Raw genomic sequence first — 26,992 nt, 5'->3', positions numbered from 1 at the left:
ATTAACGATTCCATTACGTGATGTTGAACTGGAAATTTTGCTATAATGAAAAAGATAAATCAAACGATAATTCGAGGTGCTAATTATGGAAGAAATCAAAATCATTACAACTGAAGAAGTGGAAGCTAAGCTTGAGGCAGGCGAAGCGATGGAACTTGTCGATGTTCGTGAAGACGAAGAAGTACAAGAGGGAATGATCGAAGGCGCGAAACATATCCGCATGAATGACATCCCGGCGAATCTTGACTATTTTGATAAAGAAAAAGAATATATTTTTATCTGCCGTTCAGGACGCCGCAGTGAAAATGTATGCCATTATCTTCAGGAACAAGGATATAAAGTGGCAAACATGGTTGGCGGAATGCTTGAATGGGACGGCGAAGTCATCGTTAAGTGAAGTTCTTCAAAAAGACCTGTCACTTTTGTAAGCGTAAATCCAAGAATGTGACGGCTTATTTGAATGAAGAGAGAAAAAAGATCATGGTTTGTTCACAATGCCGTGAATATGCGGAAAGACGCGCATATTTGAAGGCGTGAAAAAAAGAGCCCTTTCATCATGAAAGGACTCTTTTTTTCTGTATACCCCCCTTGACAGGAATGCAAAAATGATATGTTAAAATTAGGGTGCTGAAATCAGAAAATATAGAAAAAGGAGAGTGGAAGAATGAATGTTCATAAAATAGCGGTTATTGCGGGTGATGGAATTGGCCCTGAGGTAATTAATGAGGGGGTAAAGGTACTTAAGGAAGTGGCTGAAATTGCTGGGGATTTTTCTTTCGAGTTCACCTATTTTCCATGGGGCTGTGAATATTACCTGGAGCACGGCAAAATGCTGCCCGACGACGGACTGGATCAACTGATGAAGTTTGACGCCGTGTATCTTGGGGCTGTAGGTTATCCTGGTGTCCCGGACCATATTTCCTTACGTGAACTTCTGCTGAAAATCAGAAAGGGATTTGACCAATATGTGAATGTCCGACCCGTTAAATTGCTTCAAGGTGCACCCTGTCCATTAAAAGACGTGACTCGTGACCAAATCGATATGGTTGTCATCCGTGAAAACAGTGAAGGGGAATATTCCGGCGCCGGTGATTGGCTTTTTAAAGGCAAGCCGGAAGAAGTGGTACTGCAGACGGGAGTCTTTTCCCGAAAAGGAACGGAGAGGATCATCCGTTATGCGTATGAACTGGCGCGTAAGACGGGCAGGACGCTAACGAGCATAAGCAAGGCGAACGCATTGAATTATTCAATGGTTTTTTGGGATCAGGTTTTTGAAGAAATTGGACAGGAGTATCCGGAAGTAGAAACGAATTCCTATCTGGTCGACGCGGCAAGCATGTATTTTGTCAAACAGCCCGAACGCTTTCAAATCGTCGTCACCTCCAATTTATTCGGTGACATCATCACGGATTTAGGTGCTGCCATTGCAGGCGGGATGGGACTGGCGGCTGGTGCCAATTTAAACCCGGAACGGATTTATCCCTCCATGTTCGAACCGATTCATGGTTCAGCCCCGGATATAGCACATCAAGGCATCGCGAATCCACTTGCGGCCATATGGTCCGCCAGCCAGATTCTCGATTTCTTTGGGCATGAGATTTGGGGTGCGAAAATTTTGGACGTGATCGAACAGGTAATGGTCGATAAAAAGGCGCTGACTCCTGATATGGGCGGGGCAGCTTCTACAGAAGAAGTCGGGGATGAAGTTGTTGCCATATTATCCGCGTTACAAACAAATCAAGTATAAACATCATGAAAAATGGGCATCCTGCACAATAACTATCATTATAGTAAAAGGGCGGGAGAGCCGATGATACAAGTCAAATTATTTGATTATGAGCATGAAAAGGATCTAGAGGACGAAATGAACTTTTTCCTTGAAGACATTCGCGATAATCAAATCGTCGATATCAAATATAATGTCGCCACTACAGGTGAGGAGGAAGAGGAACAGATTTACTGTTTCAGTGCGATGATCATCTATAAGAAAAAATAAAGGCCGGCCGGCAACTCCATCATTCATATCAGACTACCTATTGCTGCAAGGCGGGCAATTCAAGGTAGTCTTTTTTCGTGTGGGGGGAGTATATTCGATGTGGGAAATTACGACGATGTCACTTCCCCGCCGTTGACATGAAGCGTTTGTCCTGTCACAAAACGGGAATCATCAGAAGCGAGATAGACAAAGGTGGGAGCCAGTTCAAATGGCTGTCCTTGACGCTCCATCGGGTTATCGACTTGTGTCACTTCGTCTGCCGAGAAACTTGCCGGGATGAGCGGTGTCCAAAACCTTCCGGGCGCAACGGCGTTCACCCGGATGCCTTGATCGACAAGACTGTTTGCCAAGGCACGTGTGAAACCGATATTGGCCCCTTTAGTCGCCGTGTAATCAATTAATTGCTTATTCCCATTAAACGTCACGACAGAAGATGTATTAATGATGGAGGCCCCAGCTTTTAAATGGGGAAGGGCAGCACGGGTCGTGTAGAAATGGGAATAGATATTGACTTTAAAGGTATCATCAAATTGCTCATCCGTAATATCAAGCAAGCTTAATTGCTGAAATTGAATACCCACGTGGTTACAGAGAATATCGAGCTTTCCAAATGTTTCGATGGTGTCTTCCACGATATGGATGCATTGCTGCTTATCCCTTAAGTCACCAGGCACCAGTAAGCAACGTTGTCCAAGCTCTTCAATTCTCGTTTTAGTCCGATTGGCATCCTCATGTTCATCCAGATAAGCGATGGAAACATCTGCCCCTTCTTTAGCAAAAGCGATGGCAGCCGCAGCGCCAATCCCACTGTCTCCGCCAGTTATCAATGCGACCTTTCCGGTTAGTTTCCCGCTGCCCCTGTAATTGGGATTTTCGATGATGGGCCTGGGCACCATTAATTTTTCTACACCTGGCTGGCGGAATTGGCGTTGCTCAGGAACCGTGATGGGAACGTCTTGATAACGGGTGATCTTTCCATAATTCGGATGCATGGGATAGCTTTTACCGGATGATTTCTTTTTCTTATCTTCTGCCATGAGGGGCCCTCCTAAAAAAGAATTTAGTCCGGTTACTTTATGATTATCAGGTATATGCCGTGCATGAAGAACATGTATGGGGACGGGCTCGTTGCCGTGCAGCGCGAATATGCTGAAGGGTAGAAAAAAGTTTTTGGAGGCCTCGATATGCCCTATTATTATAGCGAAGAAGTGAAGATGTTATTGGTCGAACAATCGGATGAAAAAGTGGAGTTGTTATATGATTCCAACCCAAATACCTTCGAATTGCCGCTTATCGGACCAAGACCGCCCTATTATTATAACCCGCGATATGTGCCGTATTATCCCGTGATTTAAAGGTTACCATCAAAAGGGAAAATGGATGAAGAACGGAGTCCGCTGAATTGGGCTGCCTTGGTCTTTCAATGAGAGGACTAAATGCAGCCTCCATTCGACTCAAAAATTCCCGATCATAACAGATGACATTAGGAAAAACTGACTATATCCTTCTATGAATTTTACAAATACAGAGATAATGGTTAAAGTTATACATAATACACAGTGCGGAATGGTGTATTTGAAGGAGAGAGCCATTTTGGATAATAAAATGTTACAACTACTAGAAGACATACAGCAATCGGATGGCGGCCATATTTTATACTGTTTTAATGAATTGGAAGCCTACATTGAAAATGAGGCAACTTTCATCATTGCCGGTGTTGAACAGGGAGACCATATCCTGGTCGTCGAAAATGACCGTATCTTTCCTTTCGTGTATAAGAAATTGCAGCTTCATTTAAACGAGGAGCAATTGGAGCAAGTGCATCTTATCAATAATTTTGATTTTTATTGCTTTCATGGAGACTTTCATCCTTCGACTATGGTTAATTATTTCTTGGAAAATATCGATATATACACTAAACGCAATCAGTACGTGCGGACTTGGGGCCATGTTGAATGGGGCCACGACGATCAAGCCAGCTTAGCGATAGGCGAATATGAAAAAGGAATCGACAAACTGATCGGGGAACGTGGATTGATTTCCGTTTGTGCATACGATGACTGCAGAATGCCTGCCGAGCTTAAAACAAACTTGATCAAGCATCATGGGGTCCTGATAACCGATGAAAAAATCACGATGTTAGCAAACGGATAAAAGGGGAGAGCCATTTGGAAAGTTTTACTGAACGGGTAATTACTATCATTAAACATATCCCTTCCGGTAAAGTGATGACATATGGTCAAATCGGACAGCTCGCCGGTAGTCCGCGCGGTGCAAGGCAGGTCGTAAGGATCCTTCATTCAAGCAGCAAAAAACATGACCTTCCTTGGCACCGGGTAATCAATGCCAAGGGAGAAATCGGCATAAAAGCGGAGGGCGCCGCAGAACACCAGAAGGCGATGCTCGAGAGTGAAGGCATCACATTCACGGAACGGAATACCATTGACCTCGAAGCTTTTCGCTATCATCCCGAAATATTTTAAACGGGAAAGCCAGATAAAAGAGGAGGCGCGGGTGCGGACGAAAAAAACCAAGTAACGGACTTACGAAATCGAATTAAAAAGAGGCTGATCCAAGCGGATCAGCCTCTTTTTAGGAATTATGAACGGGCATGCATGGCAGCATTCATACCGGCTAGTCTTCCGGTTACTAATGCCGATGTAATATTATAGCCGCCTGTGTATCCGTGTATATCCAGAATTTCACCGCAGAAATACAGTCCGGCCATCAGTTTGGATGCCATTTCTTTTGGGTGTATTTCTTTGACGGATACGCCGCCGCCCGTGACGAAGGCCTTTTCTAGAGGCTGGGTGCCGTGTACTCCGAATTGGAAGTCCTTGCATAGTTCTGCAAGGCGGCGGATTTTTTCATTTGATATCGTCGCTCCTTGTTCTTGAAGGTCGATGCCGCTTCGCTCAAGCAGAAAGTGAAGGTATCGTTCAGGAACTAAACCTTTTAAAGTATTTTTAATGGCTTTTTTCGGTTCTGCCTTGATTTCCTTCATGATGCCTTGAAAGACCTCTTCCTTGTTTCGGTCCGGCAGGGCATCGAGTTTCATTGTCACTTCCGACAGGTTCCATTTTTTCATCGCTTTCACGACGAATTGGCTGCATCTTAGAACAGCTGGGCCGGAGACTCCAAAATGGGTGAAGAGCATATCCATTTGGTGTGTGATCAGGGCCTTGCCCTTTGGGTTAAGGACACTCAATGAAACATCGCGAAGTGCAAGACCTTGGAGTGTTCGATCTTTAATGAATGTTTCCTGGCTAAGTACGGGAACTTCAGTTGGGAACAGTTCGGTAATCGTATGCCCCGCCTTTTTAGCCCATGCGTAGCCGTCTCCGGTCGAGCCGGTGTGGGGAACTGATTTCCCGCCGACTGCAATCACGACTGCATCCGTGTCGATGGTCTGTCCATCTTTTAACCGGACACCGCTTGTTTTTCCATGTTCATAGAGAACTTCCGCTACTGGAGAGTTCTTATAGATCGTTACTTTTAAATTAGACAGGCGCGTCAGAAGGGCATCCACGACACTTTGAGCTTTATCGTTGACGGGGAACATCCGGCCATGGTCCTCTTCTTTTAGGGCCACGCCCAATTTTTCAAAGAATTGAATAATGTCTTCATTATTGAACTCTGAGAAAGCACTGTATAGAAATCGCCCGTTTCCAGGGATATGCTGAATGATTTCATCGATTGAGAGCCTGTTCGTCACGTTGCAGCGTCCGCCGCCCGAGATGGCTAGCTTCCTGCCAAGCTTCTCGCCCTTATCCACTAACAAGACATGTGCCCCTTTTTCCCCGGCAGCTATTGCTGCCATCAATCCGGAAGGACCGCCGCCAATTACCACTACATCATATTTCAAATTGATCACCACTTTATCATTTTCAGTCCCTTCATTATATAGCAAGAGCCCGTCAGATTGCGAATGTAGAAAAAAAGGAATTATTTGTTTGTGTATTATCTTCGAAAACGATAAACTTGAGTGTAGTTTTCTATAGAAAAAATACTTTAATATGATAAGATAAAGAGCGTGTAAAACGTAACTGACAGAGGCAGGAAGGGATTAGATGTCATCTAAGTTTTTAAAAGGGGCTTTTATATTAACGCTGGGAGCGATCATTTCCAAGGTACTTGGTTTATTTTACGTCATCCCATTTGAACATATGGTTGGGAATAAAGGGGCTACCCTCTATCAATATGGGTACGTTCCATATACCATTTTCATTAGCTTTGCGACGGCAGGCATGCCGCTTGCTGTTTCTAAATTCATTTCGAAGTATAATGCGCTCGAGGAGTACGCCGTCGGTGAGAAGTTATTTAAATCGAGCCTGAAATTGATGCTTGTCACCGGTTTTCTCGCTTTTTTGATTCTCTATACGATGGCACCGATGTTCACTGGGGTCTTTGGGGTCAGGCAGGAAGATGTCAAAGATGTCACGGAGATTATACGGGCAGTCAGCTTCGCCTTGATTTTTGTACCGTTCATGAGCATCATCCGCGGCTTCTTTCAAGGTCATGAGGCGATGGAGCCAACGGCCATATCTCAGGTAATCGAACAAATTGTCCGCATCGTGTTCCTTTTGGCCGGTGTGTATGTTGTTTTGAATGTCCTTGATGGAGAGTTAGTGAGAGCCATCCAAATAGCTACCTTCGCGGCGACGGTCGGGGCTGTCGGCGGTTTAGTGGTGTTATTTTGGTATTGGAAAAAACAAAAACCATATTTGGACAGCTTGATGAAGAAAGACCGGGGGACGATGGAAATTTCCCTGAAGGAAATCTATAAAGAAATATTTCTATCATCGATTCCTTTCATATTCGTCGGAATCGCGATGCCAATGTTTCAGTTTGCGGACTTATTGTCTTTCAATAAGGCGATGTCGTCCATCGGTTTGCAGCATGTCGCAGAAGATGCCCTTGGGGTGTTGAATGTATATGCCCAGAAGCTTGTCTTGATTCCGATGACACTTGCAACCGGGTTTTCAATGGCGCTTCTCCCTTCGGTGACGAAGGCATATGTAAGCGAGGATTCAGAAGTGTTAAACCGCCAGCTGAACCAAGCTTTTCAAATTTTGTTGTTCATTACGATTCCGGCGGTCGTTGGCATGTCGGTGCTGGCCGATCCAATCTATAGTGCCTTTTACAGCCATGATCCACTTGGAATCAGTGTCTTGAAGGCATATGCGCCCGTTTCCATCTTGTTTGCGCTTTTCTCCGTTTCGGCGGCGATTTTACAAGGGATCAATCAGCAAAAATATACGGTGCTCAGCCTGCTTTTGGGCTTTTTAATCAAATTGAGCTTGAATATCCCGTTAATCAAGATGTTTGAAACGGAAGGATCCGTTTATGCTACGGCATTCGGCTATTTGGCTGCTGTGCTGCTGAATTTGTATGTCATTACCTACTTTACTGGATATCGTTACAGCCTTACCATCAGACGATCTGTTTTGATTTCCGTTTTTTCAGTGATAATGGGACTGGCTGCATGGGGCATGAACAGTTTATTATCGCTGTGGCTTACAACGGAAGGGCGATTCCAGGCGATTTTGATCGTGGCCGTTTGTGCCATTCTTGGAGCGCTCATTTATGCGGCGCTTTCCCTGAAAAGCAAACTTGCCCACCGTTTGTTCGGTGCCCGGATCGATCGGTTAAAAGCTAAGTTAGGATTATAAGCTGGAAGTTTGATGTGTAAAAAAACGGGTATTGAATGGTGAATCCCCAAATTAAAATATCGTGGCCTTGCCTGTCATTAAAGTGGGCAAGGCTTTTTATGGAAAAGGCTTTAGGAGGAAATGATGAGAATTGATAAGATTTTATCCAATATTGGTTATGGCAGCAGGAAAGAAGTGAAAAAGCTCCTGAAATCCGGCGCCGTCAAGGTCAATGACAGGCTGCTCAAGGACCCGAAGGAACAAGTGGACCCTGATACGGAAATCGTGACGGTTCATGGTGAACGGGTTGAATACAGGGAATTCATTTATTTAATGATGAATAAACCGCCAGGCGTATTGTCGGCAACGGAGGACAACTACCAAGAAACCGTCATCGACATCTTGGAGCCGGAAGATTCAGTTTTCGAGCCATTTCCTGTAGGCCGTCTTGATAAGGACACAGAAGGTTTATTGCTGATCACAAATGACGGAAAGCTTGCCCACCAACTGCTGTCCCCAAAGAAACATGTCCCTAAAACATATTTTGCGGTCATTGATGGCGAAGTGACGGAACGGGATATCGAGGCATTCCGCAACGGCGTGACCTTGGATGATGGATACGAAACGAAACCAGGTGAATTGAACATTTTAAAATCAGGCCTGACATCCGATATCGAGCTGACGATCATGGAAGGGAAGTTCCATCAGGTGAAGCGGATGTTTGAGGCCGTTGGCAAACGTGTCGTCTATCTTAAGCGTCTTTCCATGGGAAGTTTACAGCTTGATGAGGAACTGGAGCTTGGTGAATACCGTGAGTTGACGGCGGAGGAGCTTGAACAGTTAAAGGAGGGCCAACCGGCTGAATGATAATGGAAACAAAAAATGAGGCGGACAAAAAATTGTCCGCCTCAAAGTATTTTACATATCGATCTTGTTCGGGTGGTCGTTCTTTTTACGATGACATCTTCACCTTTTTACTTGTTGTCGTCCAAAGGCCTCGGCTTGGGCTTTGAACAAGGTCATTGTATGCTAAGACATTTAAATCGCGCTGCACAGTTCGAGGAGTGATGCCAAATTCTTCTACAAGCTCTTGAGTAGAAACCGTACCGTTATTACTAATGAACATATAAACGGATTTAATACGGGTTAACATGCGATTTGTTGAAGGTTTCAAAAAATCACTCCTTATTCTTTTCATTGTTATTTTGAACAAATGAAAACAACCGATATGTCGGACAGCATTTCAGCTGTCACTATGTACTTGCTATACCCACCCTATAACTCCTCGGAAACATTTAGAAAAAATAAGATGTCATTAGCTTCATTCTACCCCTTTGCAAAAGCAAATTCTAGGGAAAAATACTAATTGACTAAATATTACATTTATTATATCAAATTTTAACAAAATTATTCTTTATACATATACAAAATTAATAAAGAGTTGTTCCATTTGTTCTTGATCTTATTTTGCCAATACAGGACGCTTAATATGCATTTCGAGATTCGATATGTCACACAACACGAACGTTGACTTTTATGGCATGTACAGGTTAATTTACGTAAAATGATTATAAATCGTAATTATTACGCTTTGTGTATGAATAGGTGCTTGATGGCTTGCGGTTACGATGTCATAATGAGGTATCGGGCTGTATAGATTTTTCATACATATCTAAAAGGATTTAAATATAAACCAATTCGAGGTAGAGCCATATGAACGAAAGATTAATGGAGTTTTTATTGCGCGACGAAGTAACCAGACTTTCTGGCGTCAAAAAACAAGTGTATGAATTCATCGTGAACGAAGAAGATTATCTTGCATCGAAGGCGGACACGGTCGATCAATTCATGAGATTGCTTGTAAAGCATTCACCGCCCAGGCTCGCTGCCCGCCATTTCAATATGCCCTACGGGGAAATCATTCGTTTCATGAATGAAATAGAAGATGAACTGAATGAGAGATTAGAGGAAAGATGCAAGAAAGTAAAATGGATGGACTTCACGGAAAAGGACCAACAGGCATTTGTGGAATATCATAGAAAGTTATATCTATTCGTAAATTAATAGGTTCATGAAAATGCCCCGGTATGAAAGGGCATTTTTTATTTGTTCGGAACCATTAAACGGGAACCCGCTATGAATGGACCATAATAGCAAGAATGAGGACGATTTGGAGCCGGATTGATTGTTAAAATGAGAACAAATAAATTTTAGGAGCAAATATTATGACTAACATAAAGGAATTCAATGAATTACACTTTTCGAAAGACCTGTTGATATTGGGGAATGCCTGGGATCTATTATCGGCCTTGATTCTCGAGAAATCAGGATTCAAGGCAATTGGAACGACAAGCTGTGGAATTGCCAACTCCCTTGGTCATTCTGATGGCGAATTGATTGATTTTGAAAGACATTTAGGTATCATTAAGCTTATTGCGGATAATGTGAAAATTCCCGTCACTGCGGATATTGAAGCAGGCTATGGTGAAGCCGCAGAAAAGATTGTCGATAATGTGTTAAGGACGGCAGACGTCGGTGTAGCCGGGATCAATATTGAGGATTCGCTCAAAAAACAAAAAGGGCTAAGAGATATATCCGAACACTGCAGCCTACTAGTAAAAATAAGAGAATCATTGGATAATAATGGGTATGAAGGTTTTTACATCAATGCTAGAACAGATACTTATTTTCAAAAAGAAAATCCTCTTCAGGAAACAATAAAGAGGGCAAAAGCGTATGTGGAGAGTGGAGCAAGCGGAATATTCATCCCTGGATTAACGAACCATGATGAAATAAAGGAAATCACTTTGAATATAGGTGCCCCCCTTAATGTATTATCTTTGCCTGGATTAACGAATGGTAAGGAGCTTGAAGAATTAGGCGTGAAACGTCTCAGCTTCGGAAATGCCCTATCCGATAAAGTCATTGCATTGTTAGAAAAAGATACAGCACGAATAGTAGAGCTAAATGACACCTCACATTTATATGGGAACTAAAACCTGAAAGGATGCGGAGTATAATGGCTGATGCTATCAATCTTTCCTTTGAAGAAATGTGGGAGAAAATCATTGCCTGTGACCCTAAATATGACGGATTATTCTTTACGGCTGTAAAGACTACAAAAATATACTGCCGCCCTTCATGCAGGTCAAGGAAGCCGAAAAAAATAAATGTGAAATTCTATCATGATATCGATGAAGTCGAAAAGGCTGGCTTCCGTGCTTGCAAAAGATGCCAACCGGAAGTTGATGATTCCCCGCAAATGCGAATTGTCAGAGATGTCATCGCTTTTCTGGTAAATCACTATAACCAAAAGGTGGAGTTAAAGGATATTGCCAACCATGTCGGTGTAAGTTCCTATTATCTGGAGCGGCTATTCAAAAAGGAAACAATAGAAACTCCCCGTTCCTATTTGGAAAAAATAAGAGTCGATAAAGCGGCATTCCTTCTAACAAGCACAAGTCTAACGAATCTCGAGATTTCCCTTGAAGTAGGATTCCAAAGCCCTTCGAACTTTTATAAGGTATTTCGCCGTTTGAAACATTGTTCTCCCAGTGAATATCGAAACATGTAGGAAAAGGGGAATTGAAAAAAATGGGGTGGGAGGCAGGCATCTGCTTCCTTCTATCTAGGAGGTCTTTATATGGGTGAATTATATAAATTAGATTATGAATCGCCGATTGGAATAATCGAGATATCAGGAACGAATGAGGTCATCTGTTCCATAATGTTCGCTGAAAGGGATATAAAGATAAATATTATGCAAGATCAAACGCCCAAGGTTTTGGTGGAGTGCTTTCGTCAGCTTGATGAGTATTTCAAAGGTGAACGCAGGGAATTTACATTTCCTTATTTACTTGAAGGGACCATCTTCCAAAAAAACGTGTGGAATGCCTTAACAGGAATCCTGTATGCTAACACGGGTTCGTATAAAGACATCGCCGTTACAATCGGTAATGAAAAAGCCATAAGGGCAGTAGGGAGCGCAAATGGCCGGAATAAGTTAAGCATCGTGATTCCTTGTCATCGGATAATAGGTTCAAATGGGAAATTAACCGGTTATGCGGGTGGCCTATGGAGAAAGGAATGGCTCCTTCAGCATGAAAGGAATTTTAAGTAGGATACTTGGCTCAACTTTATGGGAATCGCCAGGACCCAGTCAGAGTCAAAGCCATGAAAATAGCTTGAGTTTCACTCTCCATTGATGGAGGACACAGTTTTTTTATTTCAAGTTGCAGTTGATTGAAGAAATTCGCTCCCTTTCCGCCGACTGTCTGCCAAGCCTCCTCGACGCAAGCGTCTGTGGGGTCTTGGCTAACCAGTTATTCGGAAGGAGTGTCGCAAATTTCTTCAATCCAGTGAGTTTACCTGTAGATTTTTTCTAAAAAAACATTCCAGTTGATTGGAACGGAAAGCGCGTGCCTGGAGAGGAAATCAACGTTGTGATGAAGGTGAAGCTTTGGGCCAATTGGTCCTTGAACATCATTTATAATGGATTTCCCCGTCATTTGTTAAAACGTTCTTCGTTCCAAATGCATTGGGCATTCGCTTAACCCCTTTTGTCTACAAACTGAAAAACGGGAACTATACGACTGTATAGTTCCCGTTTTTTCTTGCTTTTAAGAAAGAATCAGTTGTGTGCCGGTCTCTTTAAAAGAAGAGATGAAATCATTATGTAAATGATTGTCAGTGATGACGTAATCGATTTTATCCAGTGGCGATATCCCGATGGTCACGTCTTTCCCGAACTTTGTGCTATCAGCGGCAACATAGACTTCTTGAGATAAATCAATGATTTTTTTCCGTGTATTCGCTTCTTCTAAATTATAGTCGGATATGCCTTTTTCAATGGTTATGCCGCTCGCGCAAATGAATGCTTTTGAAATATTCAACTCACTAAAGTTGAATAAGTAGTCAAATGCAACAATGGACTGTTCATTTCGCCTGACTTTCCCCCCAATGATCAAGATCTCGATATCGCTATGAATGAGCTCATTTACAACAGGGATCGAACTGGTTATCACCGTCAGTTTCTTTTTCTGTTTTATATATTTAGCGATTTGATAGGTTGTCGAACCACTATCGATATAAATGCAATCCCCATCGTCGATATACTCACTGCATTTTTGGGCGATGGTTTCCTTTTCTTCTAATTGACTGAACATCCGTTCATCTATTGTCGATTCTCCAAACTTCGATTGAACCAGCTTAACGCCGCCATAGATCTTTTCTATTTTTCCTTGCCTTGTAAGAAGGTTCATATCCCTTCTGATGGTTTCTATGGAAACTTGCAGTTCTTCAGTAAGCTCGGCAATCTTCATAACTTTTCTAATCGTTAATAATTCGATGATCTTCTTTTGCCTTTCAAGAGGAAGCATAAGTTTCACCCGCCTATTCTTCATATCTTTCTTCCTGATATTCATTTTAAGTGTACTGTGTACCATGAATATATTCAACAAGTAGATGATAAAAATATCACTAGTTGGTCAAGAGTTGGTATGAAGTTAGTAAAGAAGTGTTCAATATTTACAGAGTATTTACAAAAATCTCAAATTCGTTTTACAAACGGCTTTTATACTAAGGGTGTATTAAAGGAGGTGAACAGTTTGCTAAAATTACAAAATATTAGCAAGCAATTCGATGGAAAATCAGTTTTGGATAATATAAATCTTGAAATTAAAACGGGGGAGATCGTTTCACTATTAGGACCAAGTGGAAGCGGCAAAACTACTTTATTACATATAATTTTGGGCTTGACGGGTATCAATCATGGGAAAATCATTTTCAATGATGCCGATTTGAGTAACGTGCCCATGAAAGACAGGGGATTTAATATCGTTTTTCAAGATTACGCTCTTTTCCCTCATTTAAACGCCTATGAAAATATCGTTTATGGATTGAGGAACAGGAAGGGATCCATTTCCAAGGAAGAGCTTCAGGAATACATCGATTTCCTGGAATTGACACCGCATTTGAAAAAAAGGATCAGCGAATTATCCGGGGGGCAGAAACAAAGGGTTTCGATTGCAAGGACTCTTGTAATGAAACCGAAGATCCTATTACTTGATGAGCCACTGAGTGCTTTGGATGGTGTGATCAAGGAATCGATAAAGGAGCGCATCAAATCCATTGCCCGGGAATATAAGCTGACTACAATCATAGTGACACATGACCCGGAAGAGGCTTTGACGATGTCCGATAAAATTTTGATCATTAATCAAGGGAATATTTCTCAATTTGGATCACCACAAGAGATCATCAATCAGCCAGCCAATGATTTTGTTAAGCAATTCATTCTTAAGCAACTGGAGATCAAGAGAGAAAATATTTATAACTTATTCGGTGAAAAGTATGCCTGATGTAAAACCGGCAATGAGAGTCATATATATACCTATCTTACTGCTATTTACCGCTTTTCTTTTTTTGCCGCTTGGCACATTGTTCGTCCGTTCATTTGAATCGGCTGATGGAATAAATCTCTCGAATTATCTAACGGTGCTTTCAAATGCAGAGCTGATGAAGTCATTTGGAAACAGCGTGAAAGTGTCGGGTCTCACAGCCGTCATTACGACCGTTTTAGCCTTTTTAATGGCCTATTCCATCCATTGCACACAGGTTTATAGGCCATTAAAAAGTGTAATTAAAACAGGGATTCTAATTCCGATGCTGCTGCCGACAATCACATTCGGGTTTGCGATCATCTACTCTTTCGGCAATCAAGGGATCATAACGAAGATTTTTGGAAGGAATCTATTCGATATATACGGATTTAATGGATTATTGATAGGTTATGTGATTTATACATTGCCATCAGCTTTTCTTCTCATTAATAATTCCTTCAAGTATATGGATAAAAAGTTCATCATCGTTTCAAAATTAATGGGTGACGGAACGATAAGAAGTTTCATGAATACGATTATACGGCCATTGGCGGGAACTTTGGGTGGAGCTTTTGTACTTTCCTTCATCTTGAGCTTTACCGATTTTGGGATACCGGCTTCAGTCGGCGGTACTTACTCCGTTGTTGCGACGCAACTGTATCAAGTCATGCTAGGTTCAATCCCTGATTTCAATAATGGTGCAGTGATTGCCATTCTCATGCTCATTCCGGTAGTATTCAGTGTTTTCCTATTAAACTATCTCGAAAAACTGAACTTTCATTATGATAAGTTCAGCGATATCGAATTGACGCAGCACAAAGGGAGGGATATATGTTTTGGGGGTATCTCGCTGCTGGTCTTAATAGGGATGTTTTCAGTATTTGCGGTCATGTTCATTGCACCATTTTTAACAAGTTTCCCTTACGACCTCTCGTTCACCTTAAAGCACTTTATCGACACATTCCAATCGGGCGATTTAACGGCAGTCTATAGGAACTCCTTATTCGTCGCCTTGATGACGGCCGTACTGGGAACGTTCATCGCCTTTAGCTCGGCTGTTCTGAATGTCCGGACGCCCCTTAAGGGGAAATCGTCAATCGATGTCATTTCGATGTTGACGAATACAGTTCCGGGAATGGTGTTAGGTTTATCTTATTTGCTGCTGTTCAACGGCAGCAGCTGGAAGGGGACCTTTGCCATCATCATTCTATGTAACATGGTCCATTTCTTTACGACACCCTATTTAATGGCGAAGAACTCTTTATCCAAAATGAACCCTGCCTGGGAAACCACCGGGAATCTATTGGGGGACAGCTGGATCAGGACAATCTATCGAGTCATCCTGCCTAACTCGGCATCCACTGTCATCGAGATGTTCAGCTACTATTTCATCAATAGTATGGTGACGATCAGCGGAATCATCTTTTTGGTCACCGCCCAAACCACATTGGTGGCCAGTAAAATTAAAGAGCTTCAGCACTTTGCCAAATTCAATGAAATATTCATCCTGTCTTTACTTATCTTTTTTACAAATCTACTCGTGAAGCTGCTTTGTGATCATTATCAAAAACGACAATTCAAACATTAATGAGGGGGATATTATGTTTAAAACGATGAAGATAGCCTTACTGTCTCTAGTAGCTTTAGGTTTGGTATTTGTATTGGTGGGCCGTAACAGCGGCAAAGCGGATGAGGAAAAGGTGGTCATTTATACGAATGGTGATGAAGAAGCCACTTCAGCAATGGAGACTTCCCTGAAAGATGCCGGATACGAAGGGAAATATGTCCTTCAATCATTAGGCACATCTGAATTAGGAGGGAAACTGCTGGCAGAAGGCGCTGAAATCGAGGCTGATGTCGTGACGATGAGTTCCTATTTCATCGAAAGTGCACAAGAACAGCACTCCATGTTTAAGGACCTGTCATTCAGTACAAAGGCATTGGAACAACATCCATCCTATTATACGCCAATTTTAGCAAATACCGGTTCCGTTTTTGTGAATACGGAAGTTCTCAAACAAAAAGGCCTGCCGATGCCGACCACGATTAAGGACTTAACAAAGCCGGAATATAAAGGGCTCGTTTCAATTCCTAACATCCTGGACTCTTCAACTGGGTGGCTGTTAGTTCAAGCAATTATCAGTCAATACGGTGACGCAGAAGGGAAAAAGGTTCTCCATGACCTAATAGCAAATAGCGGTCCGCATCTTGAAAGCTCAGGTTCAGGTCCAATCAATAAAGTGCAAGCAGGGGAAGTGGCTGCCGGTTTTGGTTTACGCTACCAGGCTGTGATGGCTAAAGAGGCCGGCTTACCGATCAAGTTTGTCGATCCGATTGAGGGGAATTTCTCCTACACGGAATCCGTAGCTGTCGTGAATAAAAATAATGAAGCTAAAACAAGTTTAGCGATGAAAATGGCAGAAACGATCAGTAAAGATGCTAGAGAAGAACTGTTGAAACATTACCCGGTCGCACTTTATGAAGGTGAAAAGGTGACGGAAAAGAACAAACCGGCCCACCCTAAGAAATTCAAGCAGCCACTAACGGTCGAATTATTAAAACAGCATCAAGAGTTCTTTAAATCAGCACAATGATAAATACAGTGAGGAGTGAAGGAAAATGAATACATATAAACTTTTAACGCCTGGACCGCTGACCACTACTAGTACGGTGAAACAGGAAATGCTTGTTGACCGCTGTACATGGGAAAATGATTATAAAGAAATCACGCAAAAAATCAGAGCCCAGCTTCTTGAATTGGCATATGCTGCAAACGGGGAATATTCGGCTGTACTTATGCAGGGGAGCGGATCGTTTGTTGTGGAATCTGTGCTGACGACTGCACTTTCAAAATCCGATAAAGTGCTGATCATAACGAATGGCGCATATGGAAAAAGGATTGTGAAAATGGCCGAGTGCATCGGACTGAATCATGTGGAATATGGCGTAGAGTACAATGAATTTCCAAAGGAGACTGAAATCCGGAACATTTTACTGGATGATAGTGACATCACACATATTGCAATGGTTCATTGTGAAACGACGACAGGGATTTTAAATCCGATAGAAATGGTTTCGAAGATATCAAAGGAACAAGGGAAAACCTTGATCATTGATGCGATGAGCAGCTTTGGCGGAGTGGACATGAATGTACCTGAACTCGAAATTGATTATTTGATCAGCAGTGCAAATAAATGCATTCAAGGAATCCCTGGTTTTGGTTTCGTCATTGCGAAGCTTGATAAATTGTTGGCATGTGAAGGCAATGCCCGCAGTTTGTCCCTGGATTTATATGATCAGTGGAAAGAGATGGACAAGGATGGGAAATGGCGTTTCACATCCCCGACACATGTAGTGGCCGCGTTTGCTAAAGCGTTGGAAGAATTAACGGAAGAAGGCGGCATTCCAGCCAGATTCGCCCGCTATAAAAATAATAATGATAGGCTGAGGGAGCTGATGGGTAAATTGGGCATTCATGCGTATATCTCACCTGATAAACAATCGCCCATCATTACAACCTTCCTTTTTCCTGATGAAACCTTTGATTTTGGGGACTTCTACAATTTCATCAAAGAGAGGGGTTACGTAATATACCCCGGAAAGCTGACTGACATAGATACATTCCGAATCGGCAATATTGGTGAAATCCATGAAGAAGATATCGAGGAACTTGGCAGGATCGTAGAAAAATATATGAAAGTGGTGACAGTATGAATAAGGTAGAGGGAATCATTTTGGATTGGGCTGGAACAGCTGTGGATTTTGGATGTTTTGCACCAGTGAATGTTTTTGTGGATATATTTAAGAATGCTGGACTGGACGTGACGATGGAAGAAGCCAGAGCGCCGATGGGCATGCTGAAAATCGACCATATTCGTGCGATGCTGACCATGCCAAGGATATCTTCGTTATGGGAAGAACAATACGGAAGGCCATTCAATGAGGAAGACGTTGAAAAACTATATGCTGAATTCGAACCGGCATTGATGATGTCATTGGCAGATTATACAGATCCCATTCCAGGGGTTATCGAGACAGTGGAAGCGCTAAGAAATCGAGGCCTGAAGATTGGGTCTACAACGGGTTATACGGATACAATGATGGAGGTCGTCGTACCAAATGCTTTGAAGAAAGGGTATCGGCCCGATTTCCATGTCACCCCGGATGCAACCCACTCGATTGGAAGGCCTTATCCTTACATGATATATCGGAATATGGAAGAATTGAAGTTAACCGCATCATGGAAGGTAGTGAAGGTAGGAGATACCGTTTCCGATATGCAAGAGGGAGTCAATGCTGGTGTATGGTCGGTCGGAATCGTTGTCGGAAGCTCCGAGATGGGATTGAGTCTGAATGAGTATACTAGTTTACCAGAACGAGAGAAACAAAACCTCATCTCTAAAACGGCAAACACCTTTATGCAAAACGGGGCAGACTTCACCATCAAAACGATCGAGGAACTGCCTGAACTCATAGATCGGATCAACCTTCTTATAACAGAAGGGAAAAGACCTCATTCAAGCTAACATTAGTGCAAGAAAAGTGCAGCATCTTTCATCCTTGAGTAGGAATGAAGGATTGCTGCACTTTTTTCGCTTGCCTGAACATCATTACATGGCTTATTTTCAAACTTATTCATTACGTTTTTTTTTTGAAATTACTTTCACTGCTTATTGTAAAAAGTGAAAAAAGAGTGTACCATTAAATGAGAATGATAATCAATAACAATTGATTACCGGGGAGTGGACGTAAATGGAACAGCAAGATTTATTTGATGTAACGGTTATTGGGGGAGGGCCAGCAGGCCTTTACTCCACTTTTTATAGCGGACTTAGAGAAATGAAAGTTAAACTGATTGAATACCAGCCAAGGCTAGGCGGGAAAATTCATGTCTATCCGGAGAAAATGATTTGGGATGTAGGAGGGCTGACACCCACAACTGGGGAAAAATTAATTGAGCAGCTAGTGGAGCAAGGTTTAACATTCAATCCAACAGTCGTCTTGAATGAAAAAGTGGAATCCATCACACGCAATGAAAAAGGTATCTTCGTTTTACATACGGCTTCTGGTCAAATGCACTTTTCCAAGACGATCATTGTCGCGGTTGGCGGCGGAATCCTGAATCCGCAAAAGTTGGAAATAGACGGGGCAGAAAGGTTTGAAGTCTCCAATTTAAACTATACTGTTAAGTCTTTCAATCGATTCAAGGATAAGACGGTGATCATTTCAGGCGGCGGGAATTCTGCTATAGACTGGGCAAATGAATTGGAGCCCATCGCCAAAAAGGTGTATCTGACATATAGGAAAGATAGTTTAGCGGGTCATGAATCACAGGCAAGGCAATTGATGGAAAGCTCTGCTGTTTGTTTCTTGAATACGACGATTACAAAACTGATAGCATGCGCTGACCATGAATCAATTGAACATGTTGAACTGACGAATCACGCAACGGGAGAGGTTTCTTACTTGCCGATCGATGAGGTCATCATCAATCATGGTTATGAGCGTGATACATCGCTGCTTCGAAATAGTAAAGTGGATATAGCCATAGCCGACAATTATTATATTGAAGGTACTTCTGCAAGTGAATCCTCGATGGACGGAATATACGCTGCCGGTGATATCCTAAAGCATGAAGGGAAATTGAACCTGATTGCAGGTACTTTTCAAGATGCAGCAAATGCCGTAAACAAAGCAAAGCAATATATCCAGCCTGACGCTCACGGAGTGGGGATGGTTTCTTCCCATAATGAAATCTTTAAAAAGCGCAACAGGGAAATGATCAAGGAAATGATGAAACCGGCTGGGGTACTTTAAAGGGGAAATAAAAGCTCCAGGGCCTCATGGGCCCTGGAGCTTTAGCACTTATAGAGATTCTTTGATGACCTTCTTGTAATGGAAGACGGATAGGATCCCGAAGATCGAATACAATGCCGTGTATAATGCCATAACGATGATCATCGGTGTCCAAACTTCGGTCCCGAATAAGAACCATCCTGATTGGACTGCGAAATAACTGTGAAGCAGCCCGACGACTAAAGGAATGCCGAAATTGAAAACTTGTTTTGCTTGGATTCCTCTTAACAAGTCACCTCGTGTGAATCCTAGTTTCCTTAAGATGGTGTAATTGGATTTTTCACCTTCACTTTCATCCATTTGCTTGAAATAGAGGATGCAACCGGATGTGATGAGGAAGGTTAATCCCAAGAAGGCGACGATGAACATGATAAGGCCCATATTCTTCTTCTGGTTGTTGAACATTTCCATTTGGGAATCATTTACATGTTCTTCTTTGAAACTCATTTTATTGAATAGATCATTCGCCTTTTCAAGTTCAGCTTCATCCTTCACATCAATGCCGATATTTACAGATGAAACCTTTTGGATTTTCGGGTCGATATCCTTTTTCAAACGGTCGAATATCGTTTGGTCTACAATGGCAACGGGCATTCCGCCACTCGTGAAGTAATAGGACAGGATACTATCATCATTCAATCCCATGTATGTTTGCGGAATCACTTCGTGTTTGCCCTTCAGTTCAATCTTTCCGGAATCCTTCAAGGACATGACCTTCTCCATCATATTACTGTATCCGCTGAAAAGGGTCTCATCTTCGGCGAGGTTGATTCCTTTAACAGCTTCATCACTGATGACGGGAACGGTCATGATATCCGGATCGAAGTTCACTCCTTCCAGGCTGGTTTCCATTATTTCCTTTACATTGACATCCACTTGAATGACATCGATCACTTTTTCGTCATAATCAATTTTACTGTCTGATAATGTTTTCTTGAATGCATTTGCATCTTCCGTATCCGTCATCGAAAAATCGGTGGGGATATAGGTTTGTGCACTCTTCTCCGCTGAGTAGTAGGAGATATAGCTTAATGATAATAATCCAATCGCCAGAGCGGAAACGGTCGTGATGATCGTCAATAATACCGCATTCGATTTCATCCGGAACATGATGGATGAAAGGGACAATACTTCATTGATGTTCAAATAGCCATTTTTCTTTTTACGGACGATATTAAAGATAAAGCTTACGGATCCTTTATAGAATAGGTAGGTACCGATGATGACGGTTGCCAAAATGAAGACCATGGCCATAAAAAGCTCGGTCATCTCTGAAAAAGCTCCATCGAATAATTTGGATGAGACGACATAGCCGGCAATGATCAGGATGATTCCGAATATCCCGATGATCATTTCGAACATCGAAACCTTTTTCACTTTTCCTTCCGTCATTGAAGTCACTCTAAATAATGAAAGAATGGTCTGCCTTTTAATGAAGGCATAATTCATCAACATGATGAAAAGATAGATGGCGCTAAAAACAAGAATGGTCTGAACAAGCGGCTGAAAAGAAAATTGTAGGGTCGCGATCGCCTGGACACCCATTATTTTAAATAGTATCATGATGATCAATTTTGATGCAGCAAACCCTACAAAGATTCCCAGGAATACGGAACAGAAATACAAGATCAGGTTTTCCACACTCAGGATACGGAATATCCTGTTCTTGGTCATGCCTATCAATTGAAATAAACCAATTTCCTTACTGCGTCTTTTTATGAAAATGCTATTGGCATATAAAAGGAATATGGAAACAATCGCAACAAGCAGGATCGATGCAGCCTTGATGGAGGCGGCCCCTTTCACCGTACCCTCCACTTCATCCAGCGATGGGTCATATTGCAAGGTGACAAAGGCAAAATAAAGAGAAGCGCTGAAGACCAGGGCAAACACATACAGATAATAGTTCTTCAGATTCTTCTTCAGATTTCGAAAGATGAGTTGATTAATGCTCATTTTGAACCCCTCCCAATACACCTTGTGTTTTCATGATGTCCTTGAAGAAGGTTTGTCTGGATTGTTCCCCTTTATTCAATTGTGTATATATTTGTCCATCTTTAATGAAAATGACTCGGCTGCAATAACTGGCCGCCACTGGATCATGAGTTACCATGATGATGGTCGCTTTGCGCTTTTGATTCATTTCACTCAATTTGTTCAGTAAATCGGAAGCTGATTTGGAGTCAAGCGCCCCAGTCGGTTCATCCGCAAAAATGATGCTTGGATCATGGATGAAGGCCCGTGCTGCAGACGTACGCTGTTTTTGACCGCCGGAAATTTCATTTGGGTATTTATCTTTCACTTCATATATGCCCAGTTCCTTCGCCACGGCATCAAACTTTTGTGCCGCTTCATTAGGGGGTGTTTTTGTAATGGATAAGGGCAGAAGGATATTTTCTTTGACGGTCAGTGTGTCCAATAAGTTATATTCCTGGAAGATGAAGCCTAGATGGTTCTTCCGAAATTCGGCCAACTGCTTTTCCTTCATCCCTGAAATCACTTTTCCATCGATTGTAATGGTGCCGTTGCTGATTTTATCGATCGAGGAAAGGACATTAAGCAAAGTCGTTTTTCCTGAACCGGATGCACCCATGATACTTACGAATTCACCTTCTTGTATGCTTATATCAAGACCCTTTAATACTTCTTGTTTATTGAATTTATTACCATAGCTTTTATGGATTTTTTTTGCTTCTAATATATTCATTTGGATACACTCCTTTTTTTCTATATCCTCATTATAAAAGGCCGTGAATTTCTTTTCCTTCGTTTGGACGAACAAAGAATAAAAGCATGTGACACTTTTGTCACATGCTTGTGATATTCACGAAATCATTTCTTTTTGGGAAGGTCAAGATAAAGGTCGTTCCGGTTCCAAGCTCTGATTTCACGTCAATGGAGATGAATAGGGACTCGGCTGCATTCTTTGTTAAATATAAGCCCATGCCAGTTGCCGCAGTGTCACGATGATTTGTTGTGGAAGTGAATCCTTTATCAAATATGCGGGATAAATCCTTTGGATCGATGCCCCGTCCAGAATCCTTCACTTCAAGAACCGTTTGTCCAGCCTGTTCATGGCTATATATCGCGATATCCGAGTTTTCACTGTATTTAATGGAGTTGGTCAGGAGCTGCCTCATGATGAAGGCCAGCCATTTGGCATCGGTAAGCACTTCGGTTACATCCAATTGTATGTCGAAGCCGATCCCTTTTTGAATGCACCATGATTGCAGCGTTTTAATCTCATCAAAGATTATTGTTTCCAAATCGGTTTTCTCTATATACAAATCATTTTTGATGAAAGGCAAGCGCCCTTGGTGGAGCTGCTGATCAAGAAGCAGGTGAATGCGCAGCCACTCATAAGTCAAATGTGATTTCAGCAATTCATCATCCAAACGGTCAATCATTAAATGCATCGCCGTTAATGGTGTCTTCACTTCATGAATCCAAGTTAATAATTCATCCTTCTCCTGCTCTAAAGTCATTTGACCAATTGATGCGGACTGCTTCAATATTTCGGTTTGGTTCATGATGCTGTTTTCTATGATTTTTTCGAAAGGGCTTTCTGGTTCGGCTATATTCGTAATATCCAGGTTGTCTTCCCGCGCTTCTAAACTTTTATAAAAATAGGTTTCTTTTTTATAGCGGAATATCAAAAATATAATGAATATGAGCAATGATAAAAAAACAATATACAGTATGGGCATTAACGGAATGGCCGAATCAAGATAAGCGACAAAGATAATGAATAGATGAAGAAGTATGTAGAATATGATCCAGCTGAGCCTTTCCACGAGATATTTCCTGATCATGCATTTGCCTCTTCTACGGCGATATAACCCTGTCCAACCTTCGTTTCGATGAAATGTCCTAAACCCAGTTCATCCAATCTCTTTCGTAAACGGTTCACATTCACTGTAAGGGTGTTATCGCTTATGAAACGTTTGTCATCCCATAAGCTGTTGATCAATTCTTCGCGGCTTACGATCTTGTTTTTCTGTTCAATGAGCTTTTTCAAGATGAAAATTTCATTTTTCGTCAATTCGATTGTGCCAGTCCCGGCCGATACCGTGTTCTTCTCGTAATCCACAGTTGCGCCGCACCAGGTTTTCAATTCGACCTTTTCGGTATTGTAATTATAGACACGGCGCAGGGTGGCCTGTATCTTTGCGATGAGTACATCGAAATGAAAAGGCTTCTGGATAAAATCATCAGCTCCAAGCTGCATGGACATCACCATGTCGGTAGGATGATCACGTGAAGATAAAAAGATGATGGGAACATTGGAATGGGACCGGATCATTCTGCACCAATGAAACCCATCGAACTTCGGCAACTGTATATCAATGATGACCAAATCAGGTTTTATTTCCGTGAATTCCTGAACCACTTTACTAAAATCGCCGATTCCGTATATATCATAAGACCATTGCGCCAATCTATCTTTAATTTCATTGAATAACGTCGTATCATCTTCTATCAATAGTAGTTTAAACAAGGGGGTCACCGCACTTTCCAGCTTTTTCTTAAAAGTATATAGTAAAAACTCTATAGGTTCTAGAGGAAGGGAGGAACAGGAGCTATAATAGACTCCGGTTGTGTGTAAACCATTATTATATTAGAATTGACAATAACGAATGGAGGAAGTGAATTTATGGCTGATTTTCCTAATTGCCCTGCATGTGATTCAGAATATACATACGAAGATGGAAGTCTTTTTGTTTGCCCGGAATGCGCCCATGAGTGGGCGGTGGAAGCGGAAACGGAAAATGGTGATCAAAAGAAGATTATCAAGGATGCTAATGGAAATGCCTTGAACGATGGTGATACCGTTACGGTAATCAAGGACCTTAAAGTGAAAGGGAGCTCATCCGTCTTAAAAATGGGAACTAAAGTCAAAAGCATCCGTCTAGTTGATGGAGATCATGATATTGATTGCAAGATTGATGGTTTTGGTGCAATGAAATTAAAATCCCAATTCGTTAAAAAGATATAATTATTATAAAAAACGGCCTAATCCATTGATTAGGCCGTTCTTTTTTACGTTTAATGATTCCTTCTTAATAAACTTTGTCACCGTTAAAGATAGAGTTCTTAACGACGACATAATCCACATTCCGGATCGCTTCCAACTTGGTTCCGCCGGCATATGAAATGGAAGACTGAAGGTCTTGTTCCATTTCCTTCAACGTATCTTCCAAAGATCCTTTGTGCTCGACATACATCTTTTTACCTTCAACGTTTTTCTTCTCACCTTTTTGAAATTCAGAAGCTGAACCAAAGTATTCTTTAAAGGCCTTTCCATCTTTCTCGATCGTTTGCCCTGGAGATTCTTCATGTCCAGCAAATAGTGAGCCGATCATGACCATGGAAGCTCCAAATCTAACTGATTTAGCAATATCACCGTTCGTGCGAATGCCGCCGTCAGCTATGATTGGTTTGCTTGCCGCTTTTGCACACCAGCGAAGTGCAGCTAGCTGCCAGCCGCCCGTTCCAAATCCAGTCTTGATTTTAGTGATGCAAACTTTCCCTGGCCCGATGCCAACCTTTGTCGCATCCGCACCGGCATGTTCCAATTCCCGAACCGCTTCAGGAGTTCCCACATTTCCTGCAATGACAAAACTTTCAGGTAAATGTTTTTTAATATGCTGTATCATCTTTATCACGGCATTGGAATGGCCGTGTGCAATATCTATAGTAATGTATTCAGGTACAATGTTGTCAGCCGATAATTGTTCAATGAATCCGTATTCTTCTTCTTTAACGCCTACACTGATGGAAGCGATCAATTCTCGTGAATGCATATCTTTAATGAAAGTCAGTCGTTTTTCTGGCTCAAAACGGTGCATTACATAGAAGTAACCGTTTTCAGCTAAGTAAATGGCAATCTTTTCATCAATGATCGTTTGCATATTGGCAGGTACTACAGGTAACTTGAATGTATGTTTACCCAATGTAACGGATGTATCACACTCAGAACGACTATTTACTACACATTTTGCAGGAATTAATTGAATATCTTCATAATCAAACACGTTTTCCATGTTATGCACCTCTATATACGAATATTTTTATCTTTAATTATTAAAATTGTTCGCCCAATAGGTAATGTACATCATTTTTGACAGTAAGTCAAAATTTTTAATGGTTTTATTTTGATTTTTTTTCAGTTTGATGGAAAATCCGCTACAGGGCAGGAAGCTGAAAAAGGCGAACGAACATGATTTCTCTTGCCAACATTTTTTTTGTGGGTTTGTAAAATGGGAACGTTGATTTCCTCTCCAGGCACTCGCTTTCCGCGGGCGGTCCGGGAGCCTCCTAGGCGCTTTTGCGCCTGTGGGGTCTCCCTTGGACGCGTATCCCCGCAGGAGTCTCGCACCTTCCGCTCCAATCAACTTTGTTTTTATGTACAAACTAGATAATCATTGTTTGCCAACATTTTTTTTTTGGGTTTGTAAAATGGGAACGTTGATTTCCACTTCAGGCACTCGCTTTCCGCGGGCGGTCCGGTAGCCTCCTCGGCGCTTTTGCGCCTGTGGGGTCTCCCTTGGACTCGCTTTTCCCGCAGGAGTCTCGCGCCTTCCGTTCCAACCAACTTTGTTTTTGTGTACAAACTAGATAATCATTGTTTGCCAACATTTTTTTTGTGGGTTTGTAAAATGGAAACGTTGATTTCCCCTCCAGGCACTCGCTTTTCTTTATGTTGTCACCTAATGGGAAGGGTCTCATCCCGAATCTACATTAAGACAAGGTTATCCTTCATGTTTTTTACAGTAATTCTTAATGGATTGAAAATTCTTAATGGATTGAAGAAATTTGCGACACTCCTGCCGAATAACTGGCTAGCCGAGACCCCGGTGACGCTTGCGTCGAGGAGGCTTGGCAGACAGTCGGAGGAAAGGGAGCGGATTTCTGAAATCAACTCGGATGTTTTTAAGAAAGAAAAAACTGAAGGCGGTCTCATCCCGAACCTAGATTAAGACAAGGTTATCCTTCACGTTTTTTACAGTAATCCTTAATGGATTGAAGAAATTTACGACACTCCTGCCGAATAACTGTCTAGCCGAGACCCCGGTGACGCTTGCGTCGAGGAGGCTTGGCAGACAGTC

The 26,992-nt window shown here is 42.0% G+C and carries 29 protein-coding genes; 20 read left to right on the top strand and 9 right to left on the bottom strand.

From position 1 onward, the window contains the following. The first annotated feature begins 85 nt into the window (after positions 1-85). The 3 genes from N0M92_RS09685 (at position 86) to N0M92_RS09675 (ending at position 1,996) form a co-directional block, all read left to right on the top strand. On the top strand, positions 86-397 hold the full coding sequence (locus tag N0M92_RS09685; protein ID WP_034309364.1) for a rhodanese-like domain-containing protein: 312 nt from the start codon (positions 86-88) through the stop codon (positions 395-397). 267 nt (positions 398-664) lie between these two features. After that, entirely contained in the window at positions 665-1,747 is a 1,083-nt protein-coding gene (locus N0M92_RS09680) for a tartrate dehydrogenase (protein ID WP_260285515.1), read from the top strand. A gap of 63 nt (positions 1,748-1,810) precedes the next feature. Continuing rightward, positions 1,811-1,996: a sporulation protein Cse60 gene (locus N0M92_RS09675; protein ID WP_048682016.1), complete on the top strand. Its 186-nt coding sequence runs from the start codon at positions 1,811-1,813 to the stop codon at positions 1,994-1,996. 107 nt (positions 1,997-2,103) lie between these two features. Here N0M92_RS09675 and N0M92_RS09670 read toward each other — a convergent pair whose 3' ends face one another. Beyond that, the gene (locus N0M92_RS09670) at positions 2,104-3,033 is read right to left on the bottom strand and encodes an SDR family oxidoreductase (protein ID WP_260285514.1); all 930 of its coding nucleotides are present in this window, start codon (positions 3,031-3,033) and stop codon (positions 2,104-2,106) included. 147 nt (positions 3,034-3,180) lie between these two features. Between N0M92_RS09670 and N0M92_RS09665 the strand changes: the two genes are divergently transcribed. The 3 genes from N0M92_RS09665 to N0M92_RS09655 all read left to right on the top strand — a co-directional run bounded on the left by N0M92_RS09665 (position 3,181) and on the right by N0M92_RS09655 (position 4,479). Beyond that, positions 3,181-3,351, top strand: a complete 171-nt coding sequence (locus tag N0M92_RS09665) for a hypothetical protein (protein ID WP_260285513.1) — start codon at positions 3,181-3,183, stop codon at positions 3,349-3,351. A gap of 238 nt (positions 3,352-3,589) precedes the next feature. Continuing rightward, entirely contained in the window at positions 3,590-4,150 is a 561-nt protein-coding gene (locus tag N0M92_RS09660; RefSeq protein WP_260285512.1) for an MEDS domain-containing protein, read from the top strand. 74 nt (positions 4,151-4,224) lie between these two features. Next, complete coding sequence (locus tag N0M92_RS09655; protein ID WP_063232865.1) at positions 4,225-4,479, top strand: MGMT family protein; 255 nt, start codon at positions 4,225-4,227, stop codon at positions 4,477-4,479. Positions 4,480-4,595: 116 nt separating this feature from the next. On the opposite strand, the gene N0M92_RS09650 is transcribed toward N0M92_RS09655, so the two are convergent. Then, positions 4,596-5,861, bottom strand: coding sequence for a BaiN/RdsA family NAD(P)/FAD-dependent oxidoreductase (locus tag N0M92_RS09650; RefSeq protein WP_260285510.1), 1,266 nt, complete (start codon positions 5,859-5,861; stop codon positions 4,596-4,598). Between the two features lie 205 nt (positions 5,862-6,066). Between N0M92_RS09650 and N0M92_RS09645 the strand changes: the two genes are divergently transcribed. Next, the gene (locus N0M92_RS09645; RefSeq protein WP_260285509.1) at positions 6,067-7,668 is read left to right on the top strand and encodes a putative polysaccharide biosynthesis protein; all 1,602 of its coding nucleotides are present in this window, start codon (positions 6,067-6,069) and stop codon (positions 7,666-7,668) included. A 123-nt stretch (positions 7,669-7,791) separates the two neighbouring features. Further along, on the top strand, positions 7,792-8,514 hold the full coding sequence (locus N0M92_RS09640) for a pseudouridine synthase (RefSeq protein ID WP_260285508.1): 723 nt from the start codon (positions 7,792-7,794) through the stop codon (positions 8,512-8,514). 85 nt (positions 8,515-8,599) lie between these two features. Here N0M92_RS09640 and N0M92_RS09635 read toward each other — a convergent pair whose 3' ends face one another. Beyond that, positions 8,600-8,821 carry a DeoR family transcriptional regulator gene (locus N0M92_RS09635; RefSeq protein ID WP_034309346.1) on the bottom strand — a complete coding sequence of 74 codons (222 nt, stop codon included), beginning with the start codon at positions 8,819-8,821 and terminating at the stop codon, positions 8,600-8,602. Between the two features lie 539 nt (positions 8,822-9,360). On the opposite strand from N0M92_RS09635, the gene N0M92_RS09630 reads away from it, so the two are divergent. From N0M92_RS09630 to N0M92_RS09615, 4 genes are all read left to right on the top strand, one after another. Next, positions 9,361-9,711 carry a hypothetical protein gene (locus N0M92_RS09630; RefSeq protein ID WP_192206148.1) on the top strand — a complete coding sequence of 117 codons (351 nt, stop codon included), beginning with the start codon at positions 9,361-9,363 and terminating at the stop codon, positions 9,709-9,711. Positions 9,712-9,872: 161 nt separating this feature from the next. After that, complete coding sequence (locus tag N0M92_RS09625) at positions 9,873-10,643, top strand: isocitrate lyase/PEP mutase family protein (RefSeq protein WP_260285507.1); 771 nt, start codon at positions 9,873-9,875, stop codon at positions 10,641-10,643. Between the two features lie 23 nt (positions 10,644-10,666). Next, positions 10,667-11,221 carry a bifunctional transcriptional activator/DNA repair enzyme AdaA gene (locus N0M92_RS09620; protein ID WP_260285506.1) on the top strand — a complete coding sequence of 185 codons (555 nt, stop codon included), beginning with the start codon at positions 10,667-10,669 and terminating at the stop codon, positions 11,219-11,221. A 69-nt stretch (positions 11,222-11,290) separates the two neighbouring features. Continuing rightward, positions 11,291-11,767, top strand: a complete 477-nt coding sequence (locus tag N0M92_RS09615) for a methylated-DNA--[protein]-cysteine S-methyltransferase (RefSeq protein ID WP_260285505.1) — start codon at positions 11,291-11,293, stop codon at positions 11,765-11,767. 499 nt (positions 11,768-12,266) lie between these two features. Here the strand turns inward: N0M92_RS09615 and N0M92_RS09610 are convergent, their stop codons facing one another. Continuing rightward, on the bottom strand, positions 12,267-13,025 hold the full coding sequence (locus N0M92_RS09610) for a DeoR/GlpR family DNA-binding transcription regulator (protein ID WP_397443832.1): 759 nt from the start codon (positions 13,023-13,025) through the stop codon (positions 12,267-12,269). A 228-nt stretch (positions 13,026-13,253) separates the two neighbouring features. Between N0M92_RS09610 and N0M92_RS09605 the strand changes: the two genes are divergently transcribed. The 6 genes from N0M92_RS09605 (at position 13,254) to N0M92_RS09580 (ending at position 19,844) form a co-directional block, all read left to right on the top strand. Next, positions 13,254-14,006 (top strand): ABC transporter ATP-binding protein, encoded by a 753-nt coding sequence (locus N0M92_RS09605; RefSeq protein WP_260285503.1) that lies wholly within the window; start codon positions 13,254-13,256, stop codon positions 14,004-14,006. Then, the gene (locus tag N0M92_RS09600) at positions 13,999-15,615 is read left to right on the top strand and encodes an ABC transporter permease subunit (protein ID WP_260285502.1); all 1,617 of its coding nucleotides are present in this window, start codon (positions 13,999-14,001) and stop codon (positions 15,613-15,615) included. The genes N0M92_RS09605 and N0M92_RS09600 overlap by 8 nt, the downstream gene beginning before the upstream one ends. Positions 15,616-15,628: 13 nt before the next feature. Continuing rightward, positions 15,629-16,621 carry an extracellular solute-binding protein gene (locus tag N0M92_RS09595; protein WP_260285501.1) on the top strand — a complete coding sequence of 331 codons (993 nt, stop codon included), beginning with the start codon at positions 15,629-15,631 and terminating at the stop codon, positions 16,619-16,621. Positions 16,622-16,646: 25 nt separating this feature from the next. After that, the gene (gene phnW, locus N0M92_RS09590; RefSeq protein ID WP_260285500.1) at positions 16,647-17,741 is read left to right on the top strand and encodes a 2-aminoethylphosphonate--pyruvate transaminase; all 1,095 of its coding nucleotides are present in this window, start codon (positions 16,647-16,649) and stop codon (positions 17,739-17,741) included. Next, positions 17,738-18,553, top strand: a complete 816-nt coding sequence (gene phnX / locus N0M92_RS09585; protein ID WP_260285499.1) for a phosphonoacetaldehyde hydrolase — start codon at positions 17,738-17,740, stop codon at positions 18,551-18,553. The genes phnW and phnX overlap by 4 nt, the downstream gene beginning before the upstream one ends. Before the next feature lie 226 nt (positions 18,554-18,779). Then, a complete protein-coding gene (locus tag N0M92_RS09580) occupies positions 18,780-19,844 on the top strand; it encodes an NAD(P)/FAD-dependent oxidoreductase (protein ID WP_260285498.1) in 1,065 nt (354 codons plus the stop codon). A 48-nt stretch (positions 19,845-19,892) separates the two neighbouring features. Here the strand turns inward: N0M92_RS09580 and N0M92_RS09575 are convergent, their stop codons facing one another. The 4 genes from N0M92_RS09575 to N0M92_RS09560 all read right to left on the bottom strand — a co-directional run bounded on the left by N0M92_RS09575 (position 19,893) and on the right by N0M92_RS09560 (position 24,381). After that, positions 19,893-21,839 carry an ABC transporter permease gene (locus N0M92_RS09575; protein ID WP_260285497.1) on the bottom strand — a complete coding sequence of 649 codons (1,947 nt, stop codon included), beginning with the start codon at positions 21,837-21,839 and terminating at the stop codon, positions 19,893-19,895. Next, positions 21,829-22,590, bottom strand: a complete 762-nt coding sequence (locus N0M92_RS09570) for an ABC transporter ATP-binding protein (RefSeq protein ID WP_260285496.1) — start codon at positions 22,588-22,590, stop codon at positions 21,829-21,831. The genes N0M92_RS09575 and N0M92_RS09570 overlap by 11 nt, the downstream gene beginning before the upstream one ends. 100 nt (positions 22,591-22,690) lie before the next feature. Further along, entirely contained in the window at positions 22,691-23,695 is a 1,005-nt protein-coding gene (locus tag N0M92_RS09565; RefSeq protein ID WP_260285495.1) for a sensor histidine kinase, read from the bottom strand. Then, complete coding sequence (locus N0M92_RS09560; RefSeq protein WP_260285494.1) at positions 23,692-24,381, bottom strand: response regulator transcription factor; 690 nt, start codon at positions 24,379-24,381, stop codon at positions 23,692-23,694. The genes N0M92_RS09565 and N0M92_RS09560 overlap by 4 nt, the downstream gene beginning before the upstream one ends. A 156-nt stretch (positions 24,382-24,537) precedes the next feature. Here N0M92_RS09560 and N0M92_RS09555 point away from each other — a divergent pair, with 156 nt between their 5' ends. Beyond that, on the top strand, positions 24,538-24,879 hold the full coding sequence (locus N0M92_RS09555) for a zinc ribbon domain-containing protein YjdM (RefSeq protein ID WP_260285493.1): 342 nt from the start codon (positions 24,538-24,540) through the stop codon (positions 24,877-24,879). Positions 24,880-24,943: 64 nt separating this feature from the next. Here N0M92_RS09555 and guaC read toward each other — a convergent pair whose 3' ends face one another. Continuing rightward, on the bottom strand, positions 24,944-25,927 hold the full coding sequence (gene guaC, locus N0M92_RS09550) for a GMP reductase (protein ID WP_192206137.1): 984 nt from the start codon (positions 25,925-25,927) through the stop codon (positions 24,944-24,946). A 717-nt stretch (positions 25,928-26,644) separates the two neighbouring features. On the opposite strand from guaC, the gene N0M92_RS09545 reads away from it, so the two are divergent. Next, positions 26,645-26,863, top strand: coding sequence for a hypothetical protein (locus N0M92_RS09545; protein WP_260285492.1), 219 nt, complete (start codon positions 26,645-26,647; stop codon positions 26,861-26,863). Positions 26,864-26,992: the final 129 nt, after the last annotated feature.

Origin of the sequence: Peribacillus aracenensis, from assembly GCF_025175645.1 — a bacterium.
In the GTDB taxonomy this organism is placed as follows: domain Bacteria; phylum Bacillota; class Bacilli; order Bacillales; family DSM-1321; genus Peribacillus; species Peribacillus aracenensis.
The sequence above is the reverse complement of the archived record's forward strand: the minus strand, read 5'-3'. Positions and strand labels throughout refer to the sequence as shown.